Source organism: Rhodococcus sp. DK176, assembly GCF_038447315.2.
Taxonomy (GTDB): domain Bacteria; phylum Actinomycetota; class Actinomycetes; order Mycobacteriales; family Mycobacteriaceae; genus Rhodococcus_F; species Rhodococcus_F jostii_A.
The window spans coordinates 1,993,970-2,009,415 of sequence record NZ_CP118321.2; the positions used below are offsets into that span (position 1 = coordinate 1,993,970).

The following is a 15,446-nucleotide window of genomic DNA, read 5'->3' on the forward strand; positions in this document are numbered from 1 at the left end:
CGGCCCGTACTCCTGCCCAGTGCCCGCCCGCCCCAGAGACCTCAGCACCGAGGACTGCCCGGCTCTGCCGTCTCCGGCCACCGGAGACATCTCAGCAGGTCCACACGTCGCGGTGACAGCGAGATCGGCGAGCTGCCTGTCGGTGTGGCTTCTGGACGACGAGGTCAGCTGCTGCCCCGCGTGAGTACGAAGTCGTATTGGGACGACCATGCTGTGGCGGGGTCGTCACTGTTTCTGTCGTAGGTGGCGATCAGCGCCTCTTTCACACCGAAGACGGCGTCGGACTCGAGGTAGCTGTCACCCTCCACGAAGGTGTGGGTCACCAGACGTTCGTAGCCCTCGGCGGTGACGAGAAAGTGCATGTGTGCGGGTCGGTACGGATGCCGCCCGAGCCGGTCGAGCATTTGCCCCACAGGACCGTCGTCCGGGATCGGGTAAGCCGTAGGCTTGATGCCGCGGAACAGGTATCGGCCGTCTGCGCCTGTGAGGAATCGACCCCGATTGTTCCATTGGGGTTGGATGTCTGGCTGCTGAACGTCGTAGTAGCCATCCGCATTGTCCGACCAGACGTCGACGCATGCGCCCTCGATCGGATGGCCGTCGAGGTCACGGACCTGCCCCGCGAAGAGGCAGGACTCGCCTTTGCCGTCGAGGGAAATGTCATCCCCCATCTGCCGGATCGGCGCCCCCTCGACGTGGAACGGACCGAAGACGGTGTTCTCGGTGGCGCCGGTGGGCCTGCGGTGGTTGATGGCGTCGACCAGCATCGATACCCCGAGGGTGTCCGACAGCAGGATGAATTCCTGCCGCTCGGGCCCACAGATCTGTCCGGTTCGCGTCAGGAAGTCGATCGCAAGGTCCCACTCGGCCTGGGTGATACCGACATCCTTGACGAACGAGTGCAGATGTCGGACAAGGCTTTCCATCACGACGGCGGCCCGGTCACCGGCGTCGATCCCCATTCGACCGTTGACAGTGTCGACGGACTGATCCTCGGTGAAGTACGTGGTCATGCCGATCCTCCTTACGGGGTTGATTCTGGGCGGGTGCCGTCGTAGGCGTGCTGCAGCAGTCGGCGGATGGAGTCGCGGTCCAACGGGCGCGGGGACCAGTAGGGCGCGGCGAGCGCCAAGTCCGCGACACGGTCCAACTGCTCGGGCGTGACCCCCAACTCGGAGAGACGGAGGGGAGCGCCGACTTCCACTGCGAAATCGTGGAGGCCCCGGCCGGCACTGCCCCCGAACAGGTCCGCGACGGGTGCAAGGACCGTGGGTTCGGTTTCCTCCACGAAGCCGATCGTGTGCGGAAGCAGGATTGCGTGGGTCTGTGCATGAGGTAAGTCGAGCGCGCCGCCGAGGGTGTGGCACAGCTTGTGGTGGACGGACATTCCGACGCCGCCGAGGACGGTCCCGCACAACCACGCGCCGTAGAGGGCGCGATCCCGCGCGTCGTGGTCGACAGGGTCGCTCGTCAGCTCACGCAGGGCGTCACGCAGAGCGGCGAGGCCCTCCAGGGCCATGAGGGTGAAGATCGGGCTCCCGTCGCGCGCATATACCCCCTCGGCGGCATGTGCCATCGCGTTCAATCCGCTGGCGATGCTGAGGGGAATCGGCAACGAGTCGGTGAGGGCCGGATCGTAAACAACTGTCTCGGGCAAGATCTCGGGGCCCCGCCGCGTGGTCTTCACCCCGTTCTCGGTCTCGCCGAGGATCGGGGTCACCTCCGAGCCCGCGTATGTAGTGGGCACAGCGACCTGGGGAAGCCCGGTCCGCGCCGCGATCGCCTTGCCGAGCCCCGTGGTCGAACCGCCTCCCAGGGCGACGACGCAGTCCGCGTCGAGTTGCTCGATCTCGACCAGTGCCTGGGCGGTGACCTCGACGGGGGTGTGCATGGTGGCGCGGTCGATGACGCCGACACCGAGCGCACCCAGGTCGTCGGCGAGGCGCCCCGCACTCTCCCTCTGTTGCGGAGTCGACAGCACCACTGCCCGTCGTGCCCCCAGGCGCTCGACTTCCTCCTTCACGCCGTCGCGGGCACCTCGCCCGAAGACGATGCGCGCTGGCGATCCGCTGTGGACGAAGGGCCGCACCGCCCACTCCTGCCGGTTCACCGGTCGAGTTTGAACAACGTGGCGGCGTTGGTCCGACCGATCTTGAGCCGGTCTGCCTCGGAGATGCTGGCAGCGTCGAACCACTCGGCGGCGTGGTTGATGTTCTCGAAGGGCCAGTCAGTCGAGAACATCACGCGCTCCGAGCCGAGCTCGAGCAACAGGTCGATCAGCGTCTGGGTGCGGAAGTTACCGGAGGTCGTGACGAAAAAGTTTTCCGTGAAGTAGTCGACCATGCGACGTTTCGCCGGGTAAGCGGGCGGCACGTCGACCCAGGCGTTGCGGTGGTCGATGCGCCAGAGCATCGCGGGGATGCCCTCACCCATGTGACCGAGGACGATCCGCAGGCCGGGGTGCTCGTCGAAGAGGCCAGAGGCCATCAAGCGCAACGCATGGACGGCAGTCTCCTGCGCGAAGGCCCACGTCGGACCGAGCAGCCACGGGTGGCCCTCGTAGATTCGGGCGTCCTGGTTCAGCGGGTTGCGCGGGTGGAGGTAGAAGGGCACGTCGAGGCGCTCGACCTCTGCCCAGAAGGGTCGGTACCGGGGGAGGTCGTAGTAGAGGGGGGTACTGCCGCCGTCCACCGTCGCACTCTGGGAGAACCCGTTGACCAGTGCGCCGACGAAGCCCAGTTCGGTGACGCAGCGTCGCAGTTCCTCGGCGGCGGCGTCGGGGTCCTGGAGCGGCAACGCAGCGAAGCCGCGGAACCGGTCCGGGCGCTTGGCGCACTCCTCGGCGAGTACGTCGTTGGCGCGACGCGCAATGTCGATGGCGCGCTCCCGTTCGGGGATGGCTTGCACGGCAGGTGCATTGAGCGAGAGGATCATGGTTTCGATGTTGTGCTCGTCCATGAGCTTCAGGCGGACATCCTGGATGTCGAGAAGCCGCGCCTGCAACTCGTCCCAGTAGGTTCCGGGTACGAAGCCCGCGGAGTCGTTCAGCGTCTCCGGGATGGCGAAGTGCTCTTCCAGTGCGATCTTGCCCTGCATCAGTTTTCTCCTCGAGGTGTTTGTCGGTGGTGGGGTGTCAGGCCGTGGGCGCCAGCGGCCGGGACGGCACGGGAGCGACGGCGGCGACGAGCTCCTTGGCGAGGCCTGCGAGCTCGGCGGCGTCGCGTGCGAGTCCGAAGACGTAGCCGTCGGGCCGCACGATGGCGGCGACGCACTCGTGGGCGGCGAACCATCTGGTGTACACGCCGGCGGTGTCGGAGACGGGCGCTCCGTCGAACATCGACGTGAGGCCGAAAATCACCTCTTTGCCGCCGATTTCGGTGAATGCGGTGCGGTCGCCTTCGGCGATGCCGGACAACACCTGTGGTCCGTCGGCGACGACGAGCCATCCGGTGCCGGCGATCTCGTCGAAGAGTGCGGTGGTGCTCGACGTCGACACCAGGCCTTGCGGGAACATGTCGCCGTGGTTGGCGATCAGGCCTCCCGACAACGCGGGGTATCGCAATTTGTCCGGCTTCTGGTTGGCTTTGCGCGCAGCGATCATCTGCGCGTCGCGCTGGGCGGCGAGCGCGGTGTCCCGCATCGTCTGGACCCGACCCAGTTCGATTGCCTTCTCGGTGATGTAGCGGACGTGCGGTTCACGTTCGGCTTGGTAGGTGTCGAGCAGCGAGTCGGGGTGGCCGGCGAGCACCATGTCGAGCTTCCAGGCCAGGTTCCGTGCGTCGCGGATTCCCGACACCATCCCCTGCGCCAGGAACGGCGGCATCTGGTGTGCCGCGTCGCCGGCGAGAAGAATCCGACCGTGACGCCACTGCGTGGTGATGCATGACCGGAACGTGTAGTTGGCGACGCGGACGAGCTCCGCATCCTCCGGGGTGAGATACGTCGCTACGCGTGGCCACACCTTGTCCGGGTGAACAACCTCCTCGCGATTCGCTGCGCTTTCGAGCCGGAACGAGAATCGGTGGAAGCGGGGTCCGATGTTGACGATGGCGATCGGTTCGGCGGGGTCGCAGACCTGACGGAAGGTGGGGAGGTCCGGCACGTCGCGGTTGAGCTGGAAGTCGCAGACGAGCCAGTTCTCGAAGAACCCGTAGTCGTCGAGTTCGCCGCCGGCGAACTGGCGGACGACGCCGTTCCCCCCGTCGCAGCCGACGACATAGCGGGCACGAACCAGGTACGCGCTGCCCTCGACGTCGGTGGCGCGGACGAGCACGTCGTCACCGTCCTGCTGGTCGACGGACTCGACCGTCATCCCGCGGCGGATCTCGACGGTTGGCAGGGACGTAATTAGCTCGTCGAGAACGGATTCGAGGTGGGGCTGGTACATCATGTACTGCGCCGGCCATCCGCAGCGGCCCGGGTTGTCGAACTCGATGTCCAGCAACACTTCGTCGTCGCCGTTCACCCATACGTAGCCGCGCTGGACATTGGTGCCGGGCAGCATCTTCTCCGCGACGCCGAGTTTCTGGAATGTGCGCATGGTCTCGTCGTCGAACGCGGCGGCGCGCGGCAGGTTGTACAGACCCGTGTACCTCTCGAGGACAACGACGCTCCGGCCCTGGCACCCCAGGAGCGCCGCCAGTGCCATCCCGGTAGGGCCGCTGCCGACGATCGCGACGTCGACTGCTTTTCTTCCCGCGCCCGGCGGCTGTGCGAAGGCAGACATGCCGTTATTCCTTTCGACTTTCGTGACTTCGCGTCACGTGTGATTGCAACCACACCGTACGAGTTCATGATTAGTAAAGTCAATGCACAGTAGTGAATCAGTTCTCCATCACCCTCAACCGTTCGTCGAGCCATAAGGTGGTTTCCCGTGACGACCTCCGCGGATTCCGATCCCACTGCAGATGCCGAACGCGCCGGCCCCCGTCAAGGCATTCAGTCGGTGGAGCTCGCCATGACTGTCATCGAGGCCCTCGAAAGCGGACTCGGCCCCATGAGCCTCACGCAGATCGCGAACGCCTCCGGGATGGCCGCGAGCAAGGTTCACCGCTACCTGGTCAGCCTGGGTCGCGCAGGGCTCGTCGTGCAGTCTCACCGATCCGGGCTCTACGACTTCGGACCGGCGATGCGTCGACTGGGCATCGAATCACTGCGCCGCATGGACGAGGTCGGCGTGGCGTCGGAACATCTCCCCGACTTGCGTGATCGCACCGGGCACGCCGTCAATCTCGCGGTATGGGGCGACCACGGTCCCGTCCTCGTGCGCTGGGACTACGGCGCGCACGCACTCCCGATCACGATCCGGGTGGGAGCGACAATGCCGCTGCTCACCTCCGCGATCGGACGCGTCTACCTGGCCCATCTGCCGGCCACGATGACTACATCCATCGTGGAGACCGAACTCGAGACACTCGGCACGAACGCGCCAAGCAAGAGCGACGTGGCTCGGCTACGGGCCACCGTGCTCGAGCAGGGTGTAGCAACCATCTCGGGCGAGGTGATCCCGGGCGTCATGTCGGTCGCAGCACCAGTCTTCCCGGCCGGTCAGTCAATTCCCCTGGCAGTGGCGGTGGCACTTCCGTCGTCGCTCGGTGACACAGCCACGGTCGCCGAGGTGACGCTGGAACTGCTGCGCACGACGAAGGCGATCTCGGAGGACTACGGCAGCGTCGGCGGAGCGGCCGGTGGCCCAATCGCCTGAGCGATTCCATCGCTCCTCACGGGACCAGGCATGCCCGGACAGGGATTCACTATTGCGGAATTCATTTCGCTATGTTCAAATTTGACTCGCGTCATAACGTGTTGTGTCAGATCTGTGACGAGTGCGGCACCGAGGTTGGACCGTTGTGAACGGTCCAACGGGTGGCTGCCAATCGTGAACGCACGCACCCCGCTGCGGTGCCATCGCCCTCTTCTCGACAGGAGCGTCCCCATGAGTCGCGCACCCACTCTTCCCCGCTCGGATCGCCTGTCTGGCGCCACCCGCACACTGTTAGCGGTCACCTGGCTCGTAGCGACCCTCGAGGGCTTCGACCTCGCGATCTACGGCGCCACCCTCCCAGTGCTCCTCCAGACGCCCTCGCTCGGCATGGACCGTAGCGAGGCAGGAACCATCGGCTCGCTCGTCGGCGTCGGCATGCTCATCGGAGCCGCCTTGGCCGGCGCAATCGTTCACCGCATCGGCCCCCGACGGCTCCTGGTTGGATCGATCGCCGTCTTCACCGTCGGCATGCTTGTCTCAACCTTCGCGTACAGCGCCGAAGCGTTCGGCTTCGGACGTCTCGTCGTCGGACTCGGTCTGGGCGTCGTTCTTCCGACCCTCAACGCGTACGTAGCCGACCTCAGCGCACCGCGGCGCCGCAGCCGACACATCGGACTGATGATGAGCGGGTACGCCATCGGAGCGCTCGCCGCACCCCTGCTCGGCGCCGCATTGCTTCCGGAGGTCTCGTTCCGCTGGCTCTACCTGATCGGTGTCGTCATCCCACTCGTCGCACTCCCATTGGTCTTCCGCCTTCCGGAGAGCCCATTCCACCTGCGCCTCATCGGACGCGGCGCGGAGGCCGCCGAGATCGAGACCCGCTACGGCCTTCCCTCGAGCCACGTCGCCAACGAGCAGGCCGGCCGACTCTTCGGCCTCGGCCCGCTGCTCACACGCCGACTCGCCCCCACCACCCTGCTGTTCTGGGCCATGTCCTTCTGCGGCCTCCTGCTCGTATTCGGCATCAGCGCATGGCTGCCCTCGATCATGCAGGCCGCCGGCTACTCTCTCGGGTCTGCCCTGCTCCAGACCGCAGCCATGTGGCTCGGTGTGTTCGTCGGCGTCATCGCGGCCGGCCCCGTCGCGGACCGTTTCGGACCGCGCATCGTCGTCGCGACCGCGTTCCTCACCGGAACTGTCAGCCTGGTCCTCATGAGTCTTCAGCCGCCGACGTTCCTGCTCTTCCTGCTCATGTTCGTCAGCGGATTCGGGTTCATCGGCTCCCAGATCCTCGCCAACGCCTACATCCTGTCCGTCTACGACCCCGAGAACCGCAGCAGTGGTCTCGCCTGGGCCCTGTCGGTCGGCCGCCTCGGAGCCATCGCGGGCCCGACCCTCGGCGCATTCGTGCTCGACCATGCGAACGGCGTCGACGGGAACTTCTACAGCTTCGCCATCGTGGGTCTGCTCGGCGCGCTGACCGCAGTACTCGTTCCGCGGCGCGAGACGCGCATTGATCCGGTCCACGGCGACGCGATGCCGGCCACCAGATTGGCGGATGCTCAGAATCACTCCCGGCGCTGAACGATTTTCTACACAAGGGGTCACAGAACAGGAGCGCGCAAATGCCCAGCATCGACCTACCCGGAGCAAGACTGCACTACCGCACCGTCGGAAGCGGCAAACCCTTGGTTCTCGTCCACGGCTCGGCCACAGACATGACCACGTGGGACGGCGTCATCGACAACCTGGCCTCCGACCATCGCGTCACCGTCTACGATCGCCGCGGATACGGACAGTCCGAGCACAGGCCCGTCCGTGATCACCGTATCCATGCTCGAGATCTCTGCGCCGTCCTCGAGCAAGCCGTGGGAGAGCCGGCGAAGGTGCTTGGATGGAGTTCCGGCGGAAACATTGTGCTGGCATCCGCCACCGCTCGCCCGGATCTGTTCTCCGAGCTGGTCGTTGTCGAAGCCCCATTTCACGGACTGCGGCACGCCGACCGGGCGGTGCTCGCGACCGCAGTTCGCCTGAAACTGCTTCAATTGCGCGGCCACCCGCAGGAGGCGACGGAGGTGTTCTTCCGGTTCGCCACCGCCCTACAGTCCGGTGGCAACAGCTACGACCTCGCCGACGACAGCCTCCGGAACGACATTCTCCGCAACGCCACACCGGTTCTGGCCGAATGGGACCCGCACCCTTTCGGAGTCATGGCCGAGCACATCTCGGTTCGCGCCGTGGTGAAACTGCCGATGCCGATCACGTGGGTCCTCGGCTCGGAAAGTTCACCGTGGATGACCGGACTGCACACGCGAGTACAGCGCCGGCGACCGGACATCGACACCGTTGTCATCAATGGCGCCGGACACCTGATCCACCTCGACTGCCCTGCCGAGTTCGTGGCCGCCGTCCGTGGAGAACCGACCCGAACCGACCACACTGCCCACACCGGCGACGGTTCATGAGTACGACCGCTCAGCGGCGAGAGGCGATCCGACGTCCGTCAAGTTGTCGATGCAATTGACTTGACCTGCGGTAGTCAACTATTCGCGGCCTACAGGCGTTCGTCGAAGGTTATCGGCTATCCACAGCCGCGGCCTCGGCGCCTGTCGATGGATCAAAGCCAACGCGGCGGTTCCCCGACTTCGCCGTCGACGTTCATGCCGACGGCGCCGCGCCCGGCGGCCCACCGCACGACGGCGGCGAGGGGCCCGGACACCTTCTCGGCGGGTGGTGAATCCGGCTGCACCGCAACCGGTTCACCTCCGTCGACCGCGAGCACGAGGCCGGCGCCGAGGTCCTTCTTTTGCCACATTCCGACGATGTCGGTGAGCAGCGACTCGAGGACCACGTCGGGGAAGTCGCCGAACCGGCCGCCGTTGCCGAGGTCCACGGCGTGGATCCAGACCTCCCGGGTGCGCATCCACGCCGTCTCCGACACCGGCACCAGACGGCCCTGCGCGGTGCGGACCTGCGCCTCCCACGCCGAGGCGGGCAGGTGACGCCACTTCTCGTCGAGGCGGGCGACGGTGTGGTCGAACAGGTTCCGTAGCGCCGCCACCGGCAGGGTGGCGCCCTCGGCGATCTCCCGGCCCCGCTGCTCCGGCGAGGCATACATCGGGGTCTCGATCCCGGTGGCCGCCCAGTCCAGCAGCCGGCACAACGCGGCCGCGTTGTAGCCGACGTGCGCGAGCAGATGCGCCCGCGACCACCCCGCCAACCCGGTCGGCTCGGACAGCTGCTCGTCGGACAGTTCGGCGAGGCGTTGCGCGAAGTACGCGGTGCCGCGGCGGGCGATCAGCAACCGCTCGGCCAGGGGAAGATCGTTAAAACCCACCGGGTGCACCCCTACTTGACGATCGTCGTGTTGCGGACGGTGCCCAGGCCCTCGATGGTGACCTCGACGGTCTGCCCGTCCTGAATGTAGAGACCGGGCGTACGGGCGTGCCCCACCCCGCCCGGGGTGCCGGTGATCACCACGTCACCGGGCTGCAGCGTCACGATGTGCGAGATGTACTCCACCAGCCTGGCCGGGGTGAACACCAGATCGTCGGTGGTGGTGGACTGCACCACCTGCCCCTCCAATTTCGTGACCAGGGTGCCGCCGAACGTGTACGAGTCGGTGGTGGTCAGGAACGGCCCGAAGCCGCTGGTCTTCTCGAACGTCTTGCCCTGATCCCACTGCAACGTCCGGTACTGGTAGTCGCGCATCGTGTAGTCGTTCATCACCGAATACCCGGCGATGTACTGCTCGGCGTCGGCCTCGGGCACCTGGTACGCCTGTTTGCCGACGACGAACGCCAACTCCCCCTCCCAATCCAACTGCGCGGCGGCATACGACGGGACGATCACGTCGTCGTACGGGCCGGTGAGGGCTTCCTTGAACTTCGCGAACAGGGTCGGGTACTCGGGCAGATCCCGGCCCATCTCCTGGATGTGGTTGGCGTAGTTCAAACCGACGCAGATGATCTTCCCCGGGTGCGGGACCACCGGGGCGTAATCGGCCCCGTCGAGATCGACGGTGGCACCGGACGCATTCTGCGCGACCGTCGCCCAGTCCGGGTCGGTCAGCAGCGCGGACAGGTCCGGGTACCCGTCGATGATCGTGGCGGTGGTGTCGGAATCGACGCGGACGGCGACGGTGGCACCGGCGCGGCGCAGGGTGGCAAGCTTCATGGGATTTCAGGCTCCTTCGGAGATGTACGTGCGATCAAAGTGCAGGCGCTCGACGATGGGGGCGTCGGAGAACGCGAACAGGTCGAACTCGGTGTCGGCCTCGATCGACCACTCCGTCCAGGACGGGACGACGATCATGTCGCCGGTGGCCACGGTGCGGGCCTGGCCGCCGAGAACGAACCGCCCGGAACCGTCGAACACCTGGTAGACGGTGGATCCGACGTCGCGGCGGGGCCGGGTGCGGGCGCCGGCGCGCAGGCGGTGGAACTCGGCGCGGATCGTGGGCATCACGTCGCCGCCGGTGGTCGGGTTGGTGTAGCGGACCGCGGCATGACCGGGTTCGGTGGTCGCCGCATACCCCTCGTCCTCCAATTGCAGTTGCTCGCGCAGCGCGGCGTCGGTGTGCTCCCACCGGTACGCCGCGATCGGCGAGGACGTCCTCGCGTCCAACCCGACCAGCGGTCGCAGCCCCGGATGCGCCCACAACCGTTCCGACCGGGACACGTCCGGGGTGGAGTCGTCGGTGACGTTCTCGGACCCGAATTCGAAGAACCCGGTGTCGGTGTAATGCACGAACGGGATGTCCAGGCCGTCGATCCAGGCCATCGGCTGATCGGTTTCGTTGTGGTGGCCGTGGAAATGCCAGCCCGGGGTCAGCAGGAAGTCGCCGCGCCGCATCGCGACCGGATCCCCGTTGACGACCGTCCACACCCCCTCGCCCTCGACGACGAACCGGAACGCGTTCTGCGCATGCCGGTGCTCGGGGGCCACCTCCTTCGGGCCCAGATACTGGATGGCCGCCCACAACGTCGGCGTCACATACGGCACCCCACCCAGGCCGGGGTTCGCCAGGGCGATCGCCCGCCGCTCCCCACCACGGCCGACCGGCACCAAATCCCCGGCCCGCTGCGCCAACGGATACAACGTCGACCACTTCCACACGAACGGCACCGCCCGCGACGTCGGCGTCATCGGCATCAGATCACCGAGCTGGGTCCACAACGGATTCAGGTGCTCGGCCTCGAAATCGGTATAGAGCTGCTTCAGCTCCGGAGCGTCGTCGACGTGCGGTTCGGTAGCGGTCATGGCGTCGACGCTAGGAGGGCCGGCGTCCCAGCCGATAGATAATTCTTCTGTGCAGAAACCTTGTCAGGGTTCGAGGTCGGCGATGTCCACCTCGAGTTCGCGGATCGCGTTCTTGATCTGCGACACCAGCGGTCCCTGCGAGTGCTGCCGGAAGCGGGTGATCGGCACGGCCACCGTCAGCGCCCCGACGGCCGTGCGAGCCCGGTTCCGGATCGCGACACCGAACGCCGCGACCCCTTCCTCGGTCTGCTGCACGTTGACGGCGAATCCGACGGCGCGGGCGGCGGACAACTCCCGCCAGAACCGCTCGAACTCGTCGGCAGGCAGGCGGCGGTCACCCCACTCACGGTCGTCGTCGGCCAGATCCACGGGCCGCAGGTACAGCTGCTCGAGGGTCTCCCTCGGCAGTTCCGCCAGCAGAATGCGCCCTCCCGCAGTCAATTCCGCGTCGAGCACCTGCCCCTGACGGTCGCCGACGCGCAACATTCCCGTCGACTCGGCGGACGACAGGAAGCGCGCCTGGGTGCCGACGCGGATCACGAGGTTGACGGTCTCGCCGCACAGGATCGCGAGGGCTTCCATGTGGGGCCTGCAGAGGTCGTTGAACTCGCGCGTCCACCCGCGCTGGGCCGGGCCGGCGCCCATCGCCGACCCGGGGTGGTACATGCGTTTCTCGTCCTGAACGGCGAACCCCCGGTACACCAGCATCGCCAGCAGCCGGTGCGCGGTGGACGGCGCGATGCCGAGTTCCTCCGCAGCGTCCTTGAGCCGCAGCCCGCCTACGTCGCGCAGCATCTGCAGCAGGCGCAACGCGTTGTCGACGGACTCCAACATGTACGTCGGCTTTTCGATCGTTCGCTTCTTCTGCACAGCAGAACTTTATTGCACGGGAGCTGTGCGCCGCATCACCCTCGATTCATGCCCTTCACTGCCACCACTACGGTGCCGCCGACGAACCGTGTCGGATTGGACCGCAACGCCGCGATCGCCGTCGTCGTCTGCTGGCTCTTCGTGGTCTTCGACGGCTACGACCTCATCGTCTACGGCAACGTCATCCCGAGCCTGCAGAAGGAGTGGGGCATCAGCGCCGCGACCGCGGGCACGCTCGGCAGCCTCGCATTCCTCGGGATGATGATCGGCGCGGTGCTCGCGGGACGCCTCTCCGACGTGGTGGGACGCAAGCGTGCGGTGATCGGATGCGCGATCGTCCTGTCCGTGTTCACCGCGCTGTGTGCGCTGGCGACCGGACCCGTCATGTTCGGCGCGTTGCGTCTGATCGCCGGACTCGGCCTGGGCGGCCTCGTGCCCACCTCCAATGCGCTTGCCGCGGAACTGATACCTGCGAAGTGGCGCGCCGCGGTGGCCACGATGATGATGTCCGGTGTTCCCATCGGCGGTTCGATCGCGGCGCTGCTCGGCATCCCCGTCATCCCGAACTGGGGTTGGCAGCCGATGTTCGCCTTCGCGCTCGTCCCGCTGATCCTGCTGGTGCCGATCGCGTGGAAGACGCTGCCCGACCACACTGCCGCGGTGACGTCGACGGAGGTGCGGCCGGCAACCGGCTTCAGCGCACTGCTGGGTACCCGGTTCCGTTCCGTCAGCACCATGTTCGCGCTCGCCACGGTGGTCACCCTGCTCGCCTGGTACGGCCTCGGCACGTGGCTGCCCAAACTCATGCAGGGCGAGGGCACCGATCTCGGCAGCGCGCTCACGTTCGCCCTCGCGCTCAACCTCGGCGCCGTCGCGGGCTCGTTCGTCACCGCGTGGGGCGGCGTCCGGTTCGGCACTATCCCCACGAGCGTCGTCGCCGCACTCCTCGCGGGTCTCGCCCTGCTGACGTTGCTCACCGCCCCACCGGTGGCGCTGGTCTACGTCATCTTCGTGCTCGCCGGCGTCGGGACACACGGAACCCAGTGCCTCATCATCGCCGCGGTCGCGTCCTACTACCCCGATTATCTGCGGGGCACGGCCCTCGGCTGGGCGCTCGGCGTCGGCCGCGTCGGAGCCGTCGCCGCACCGCAGATCGGTGGCTTGCTCCTTGCCGCCGGACTCGGCGCGGATTCCAACTTCATCCTCTTCGGCGTCAGCGCGCTCGTCGCCGCACTGCTGCTCACCGTGATCTGGCGACGCTTCCCCTCCCCCACGTGAGTGTTGGCGTGTGCCCCGGCACGCATTGCCACTCACCTGCCCCGAACGCTCGAAACGAAGGAACTGTCATGTCGAATCTGCAGGACGCACGCATCATCATCGCCGGAGGCGGGATCGGCGGCGCGGCCAACGCCCTGGCCCTCGCGCAGAAGGGCGCGAACGTCACGCTGTTCGAACGTGCCTCCGAGTTCGGGGAAGTCGGCGCCGGACTGCAGGTCGGACCACACGGCGCCCGCATCCTCGACTCCTGGGGCGTGCTCGACGACGTTCTCTCCCGGGCGTTCCTGCCGAAGAACATCGTGTTCCGCGACGCGATCACGGCGGAGGTGCTCACCAAGATCGACCTCGGCTCCGAGTTCCGCGCCCGCTACGGCGGACCGTATTTCGTGACCCATCGCAGCGACCTGCACGCGACACTCGTCGACGCCGCACGTGCGGCGGGCGCCGAACTGCACACGGGCGTCACCGTCACCGACGTGATCACCGAGGGTGACAAGGCGATCGTCAGCACCGACGACGGCCGCACCCACGAAGCGGACATCGCGCTCGGCATGGACGGCCTCAAATCGCGTCTGCGTGAGAAGATCTCCGGCGACGAACCCGTGTCGTCCGGCTACGCCGCCTACCGGGGCACCACCCCGTACCGGGACGTGGAACTCGACGAGGACATCGAGGACGTGGTCGGCTACATCGGACCGCGGTGCCACTTCATCCAGTACCCGCTGCGCGGCGGCGAGATGCTCAACCAGGTCGCGGTGTTCGAATCGCCCGGTTTCAAGAACGGAATCGAGAACTGGGGTGGACCCGAGGAACTCGAACAGGCCTACGCGCACTGCCACGAGAACGTCCGCCGCGGGATCGACTACCTGTGGAAGGATCGTTGGTGGCCGATGTACGACCGCGAGCCGATCGAGAACTGGGTGGACGGGCGGATGATCCTGCTCGGCGACGCAGCGCACCCGCCACTGCAGTACCTGGCCTCGGGAGCTGTGATGGCGATCGAGGACGCCAAGTGCCTCGCCGACTATGCCGCCGAAGACTTCTCCACGGGCGGAAACTCCGCGTGGCCGCAGATCCTGAAGGAGGTCAACACCGAACGCGTACCGCGCTGCAACCGCATCCTCACCACCGGACGCATGTGGGGCGAGCTGTGGCACCTCGACGGCACCGCCCGCATCGCGCGCAACGAACTGTTCCGCACCCGCGACACGTCGAGCTACAAGTACACCGACTGGCTGTGGGGGTATTCGTCCGATCGCGCGTCATAACCGCTTCTCTGCCGGAATGGTTCGGCAGACTGGGAGGGTGACCCTCAACCTGGTGCAGACCCGTGTGTGGCGCGATGGCGAGTGCGTCGGCAAGGATTTTCCGCTTGCCGACGTGTCCGAACAGGTGAAGGACGAGAATGCGCTCGTGTGGGTCGACCTGTGCGATCCCGACCACGAGTGCCTGGCCGAGCTTGCGGCCGAGTGGTCGCTCGATCCGAACGCCATCGAGGATGCCGTTGCCCGCGGTGAGCGGCCGAAGGCGACGCGCTATGCGGGCCATGCGTTCGTGACCGCGTACGCCACCTGGTTCGAGACCGACGACGTCAGCACTCTCGGCGTCCTCGATTCTCGGCTTCGGCTCAGCCGCGTCTCCGCGTTCGTGGTGTCGAACGGGATCATCACGGTGCGGCGGGACGATCGATTCGACATGTCGCAGGTGGTGGAGCGCTGGGAGGAGGACCCCGCACTGCTCACACCGGGTTCCGGCGCACTCGCGCTCCTGCACGGACTGCTCGACGCCATCGTGGACGGGCAGTTCGAGACGATCGAGACGATCGACGACGCGATCGAAGCGCTCGAGGAGGGCTTGTTCGACGAGTCCGCGCGGACACGGGAGATTCAGCAGCGCACGTACCGGCTGCGGAAGGAACTGGTGCAACTGCGTCGCGTCGTGCTGCCGATGCGGGAGGTGGTGGGCGCCGTCATGCGCGGGCGCGCCGAATCAGGACGCGACAAGTCACCGGTTCTCGACAGCTTGTACACCGATCTCTACGACCACGTGACGCGCGCCGCGGAGTGGACGGAGTCGTTGCGCGACATGGTGGTGACCGTCTTCGAGACGAATCTGTCGCTCCAGGATGCCCGGCTCAACACCGTCATGAAGAAGCTCACCGGTTGGGCGGCCATCATCGCGGTTCCCACCGCGGTGACGGGGTGGTTCGGTCAGAACGTCTTGTTTCCCGGAGTGGGGCAGCTGTCGGGGATGATCGCCAGCACCATCGTGATCGTGACGTCGGCCAGCCTGCTCTACATCCTGTTCCGCCGACGCGACTGGCTGTAGTCGG

General features: G+C 66.7%; 14 protein-coding genes. 6 read left to right on the forward strand and 8 right to left on the reverse strand.

The genetic code is table 11. The features are described from left to right. Nucleotides 1-164: 164 nt before the first annotated feature. From PSR88_RS09380 to PSR88_RS09395, 4 genes are read right to left on the reverse strand one after another with little or no spacing between them, the layout of a single operon-like run. The gene (locus PSR88_RS09380) at nucleotides 165-1,013 is read right to left on the reverse strand and encodes a dioxygenase (protein ID WP_016882863.1); all 849 of its coding nucleotides are present in this window, start codon (nucleotides 1,011-1,013) and stop codon (nucleotides 165-167) included. 11 nt (nucleotides 1,014-1,024) lie between these two features. Then, complete coding sequence (locus PSR88_RS09385; RefSeq protein ID WP_016882862.1) at nucleotides 1,025-2,110, reverse strand: maleylacetate reductase; 1,086 nt, start codon at nucleotides 2,108-2,110, stop codon at nucleotides 1,025-1,027. Then, nucleotides 2,107-3,096 (reverse strand): gamma-resorcylate decarboxylase, encoded by a 990-nt coding sequence (gene tsdA / locus PSR88_RS09390; RefSeq protein WP_011594776.1) that lies wholly within the window; start codon nucleotides 3,094-3,096, stop codon nucleotides 2,107-2,109. Before tsdA ends, PSR88_RS09385 begins: the two co-directional genes overlap by 4 nt. 37 nt (nucleotides 3,097-3,133) lie before the next feature. After that, nucleotides 3,134-4,726, reverse strand: coding sequence for a bifunctional 3-(3-hydroxy-phenyl)propionate/3-hydroxycinnamic acid hydroxylase (locus PSR88_RS09395; RefSeq protein ID WP_016882861.1), 1,593 nt, complete (start codon nucleotides 4,724-4,726; stop codon nucleotides 3,134-3,136). Nucleotides 4,727-4,957: 231 nt separating this feature from the next. Here PSR88_RS09395 and PSR88_RS09400 point away from each other — a divergent pair, with 231 nt between their 5' ends. The 3 genes from PSR88_RS09400 (at nucleotide 4,958) to PSR88_RS09410 (ending at nucleotide 8,169) form a co-directional block, all read left to right on the forward strand. After that, nucleotides 4,958-5,704 carry an IclR family transcriptional regulator gene (locus PSR88_RS09400; protein WP_237724097.1) on the forward strand — a complete coding sequence of 249 codons (747 nt, stop codon included), beginning with the start codon at nucleotides 4,958-4,960 and terminating at the stop codon, nucleotides 5,702-5,704. A gap of 231 nt (nucleotides 5,705-5,935) precedes the next feature. Then, nucleotides 5,936-7,288, forward strand: a complete 1,353-nt coding sequence (locus tag PSR88_RS09405) for an MFS transporter (RefSeq protein ID WP_016882860.1) — start codon at nucleotides 5,936-5,938, stop codon at nucleotides 7,286-7,288. A 41-nt stretch (nucleotides 7,289-7,329) separates the two neighbouring features. Further along, the gene (locus PSR88_RS09410; RefSeq protein ID WP_016882859.1) at nucleotides 7,330-8,169 is read left to right on the forward strand and encodes an alpha/beta fold hydrolase; all 840 of its coding nucleotides are present in this window, start codon (nucleotides 7,330-7,332) and stop codon (nucleotides 8,167-8,169) included. A gap of 152 nt (nucleotides 8,170-8,321) precedes the next feature. On the opposite strand, the gene PSR88_RS09415 is transcribed toward PSR88_RS09410, so the two are convergent. The 4 genes from PSR88_RS09415 to PSR88_RS09430 all read right to left on the reverse strand — a co-directional run bounded on the left by PSR88_RS09415 (nucleotide 8,322) and on the right by PSR88_RS09430 (nucleotide 11,836). Next, nucleotides 8,322-9,041 carry a maleylpyruvate isomerase family mycothiol-dependent enzyme gene (locus PSR88_RS09415; protein WP_016882858.1) on the reverse strand — a complete coding sequence of 240 codons (720 nt, stop codon included), beginning with the start codon at nucleotides 9,039-9,041 and terminating at the stop codon, nucleotides 8,322-8,324. 11 nt (nucleotides 9,042-9,052) lie between these two features. Then, the gene (locus tag PSR88_RS09420) at nucleotides 9,053-9,880 is read right to left on the reverse strand and encodes a fumarylacetoacetate hydrolase family protein (protein WP_016882857.1); all 828 of its coding nucleotides are present in this window, start codon (nucleotides 9,878-9,880) and stop codon (nucleotides 9,053-9,055) included. Between the two features lie 6 nt (nucleotides 9,881-9,886). Next, entirely contained in the window at nucleotides 9,887-10,966 is a 1,080-nt protein-coding gene (locus PSR88_RS09425; protein WP_016882856.1) for a cupin domain-containing protein, read from the reverse strand. Between the two features lie 63 nt (nucleotides 10,967-11,029). Further along, nucleotides 11,030-11,836: an IclR family transcriptional regulator gene (locus PSR88_RS09430; RefSeq protein WP_016882855.1), complete on the reverse strand. Its 807-nt coding sequence runs from the start codon at nucleotides 11,834-11,836 to the stop codon at nucleotides 11,030-11,032. Between the two features lie 48 nt (nucleotides 11,837-11,884). On the opposite strand from PSR88_RS09430, the gene PSR88_RS09435 reads away from it, so the two are divergent. From PSR88_RS09435 to PSR88_RS09445, 3 genes are all read left to right on the forward strand, one after another. After that, a complete protein-coding gene (locus PSR88_RS09435) occupies nucleotides 11,885-13,114 on the forward strand; it encodes an MFS transporter (protein WP_016882854.1) in 1,230 nt (409 codons plus the stop codon). A 68-nt stretch (nucleotides 13,115-13,182) separates the two neighbouring features. Beyond that, on the forward strand, nucleotides 13,183-14,382 hold the full coding sequence (locus PSR88_RS09440; RefSeq protein ID WP_016882853.1) for an FAD-dependent monooxygenase: 1,200 nt from the start codon (nucleotides 13,183-13,185) through the stop codon (nucleotides 14,380-14,382). A 37-nt stretch (nucleotides 14,383-14,419) separates the two neighbouring features. Then, nucleotides 14,420-15,442, forward strand: coding sequence for a magnesium transporter CorA family protein (locus PSR88_RS09445; protein WP_009474571.1), 1,023 nt, complete (start codon nucleotides 14,420-14,422; stop codon nucleotides 15,440-15,442). The last annotated feature ends 4 nt before the right edge of the window (nucleotides 15,443-15,446 follow it).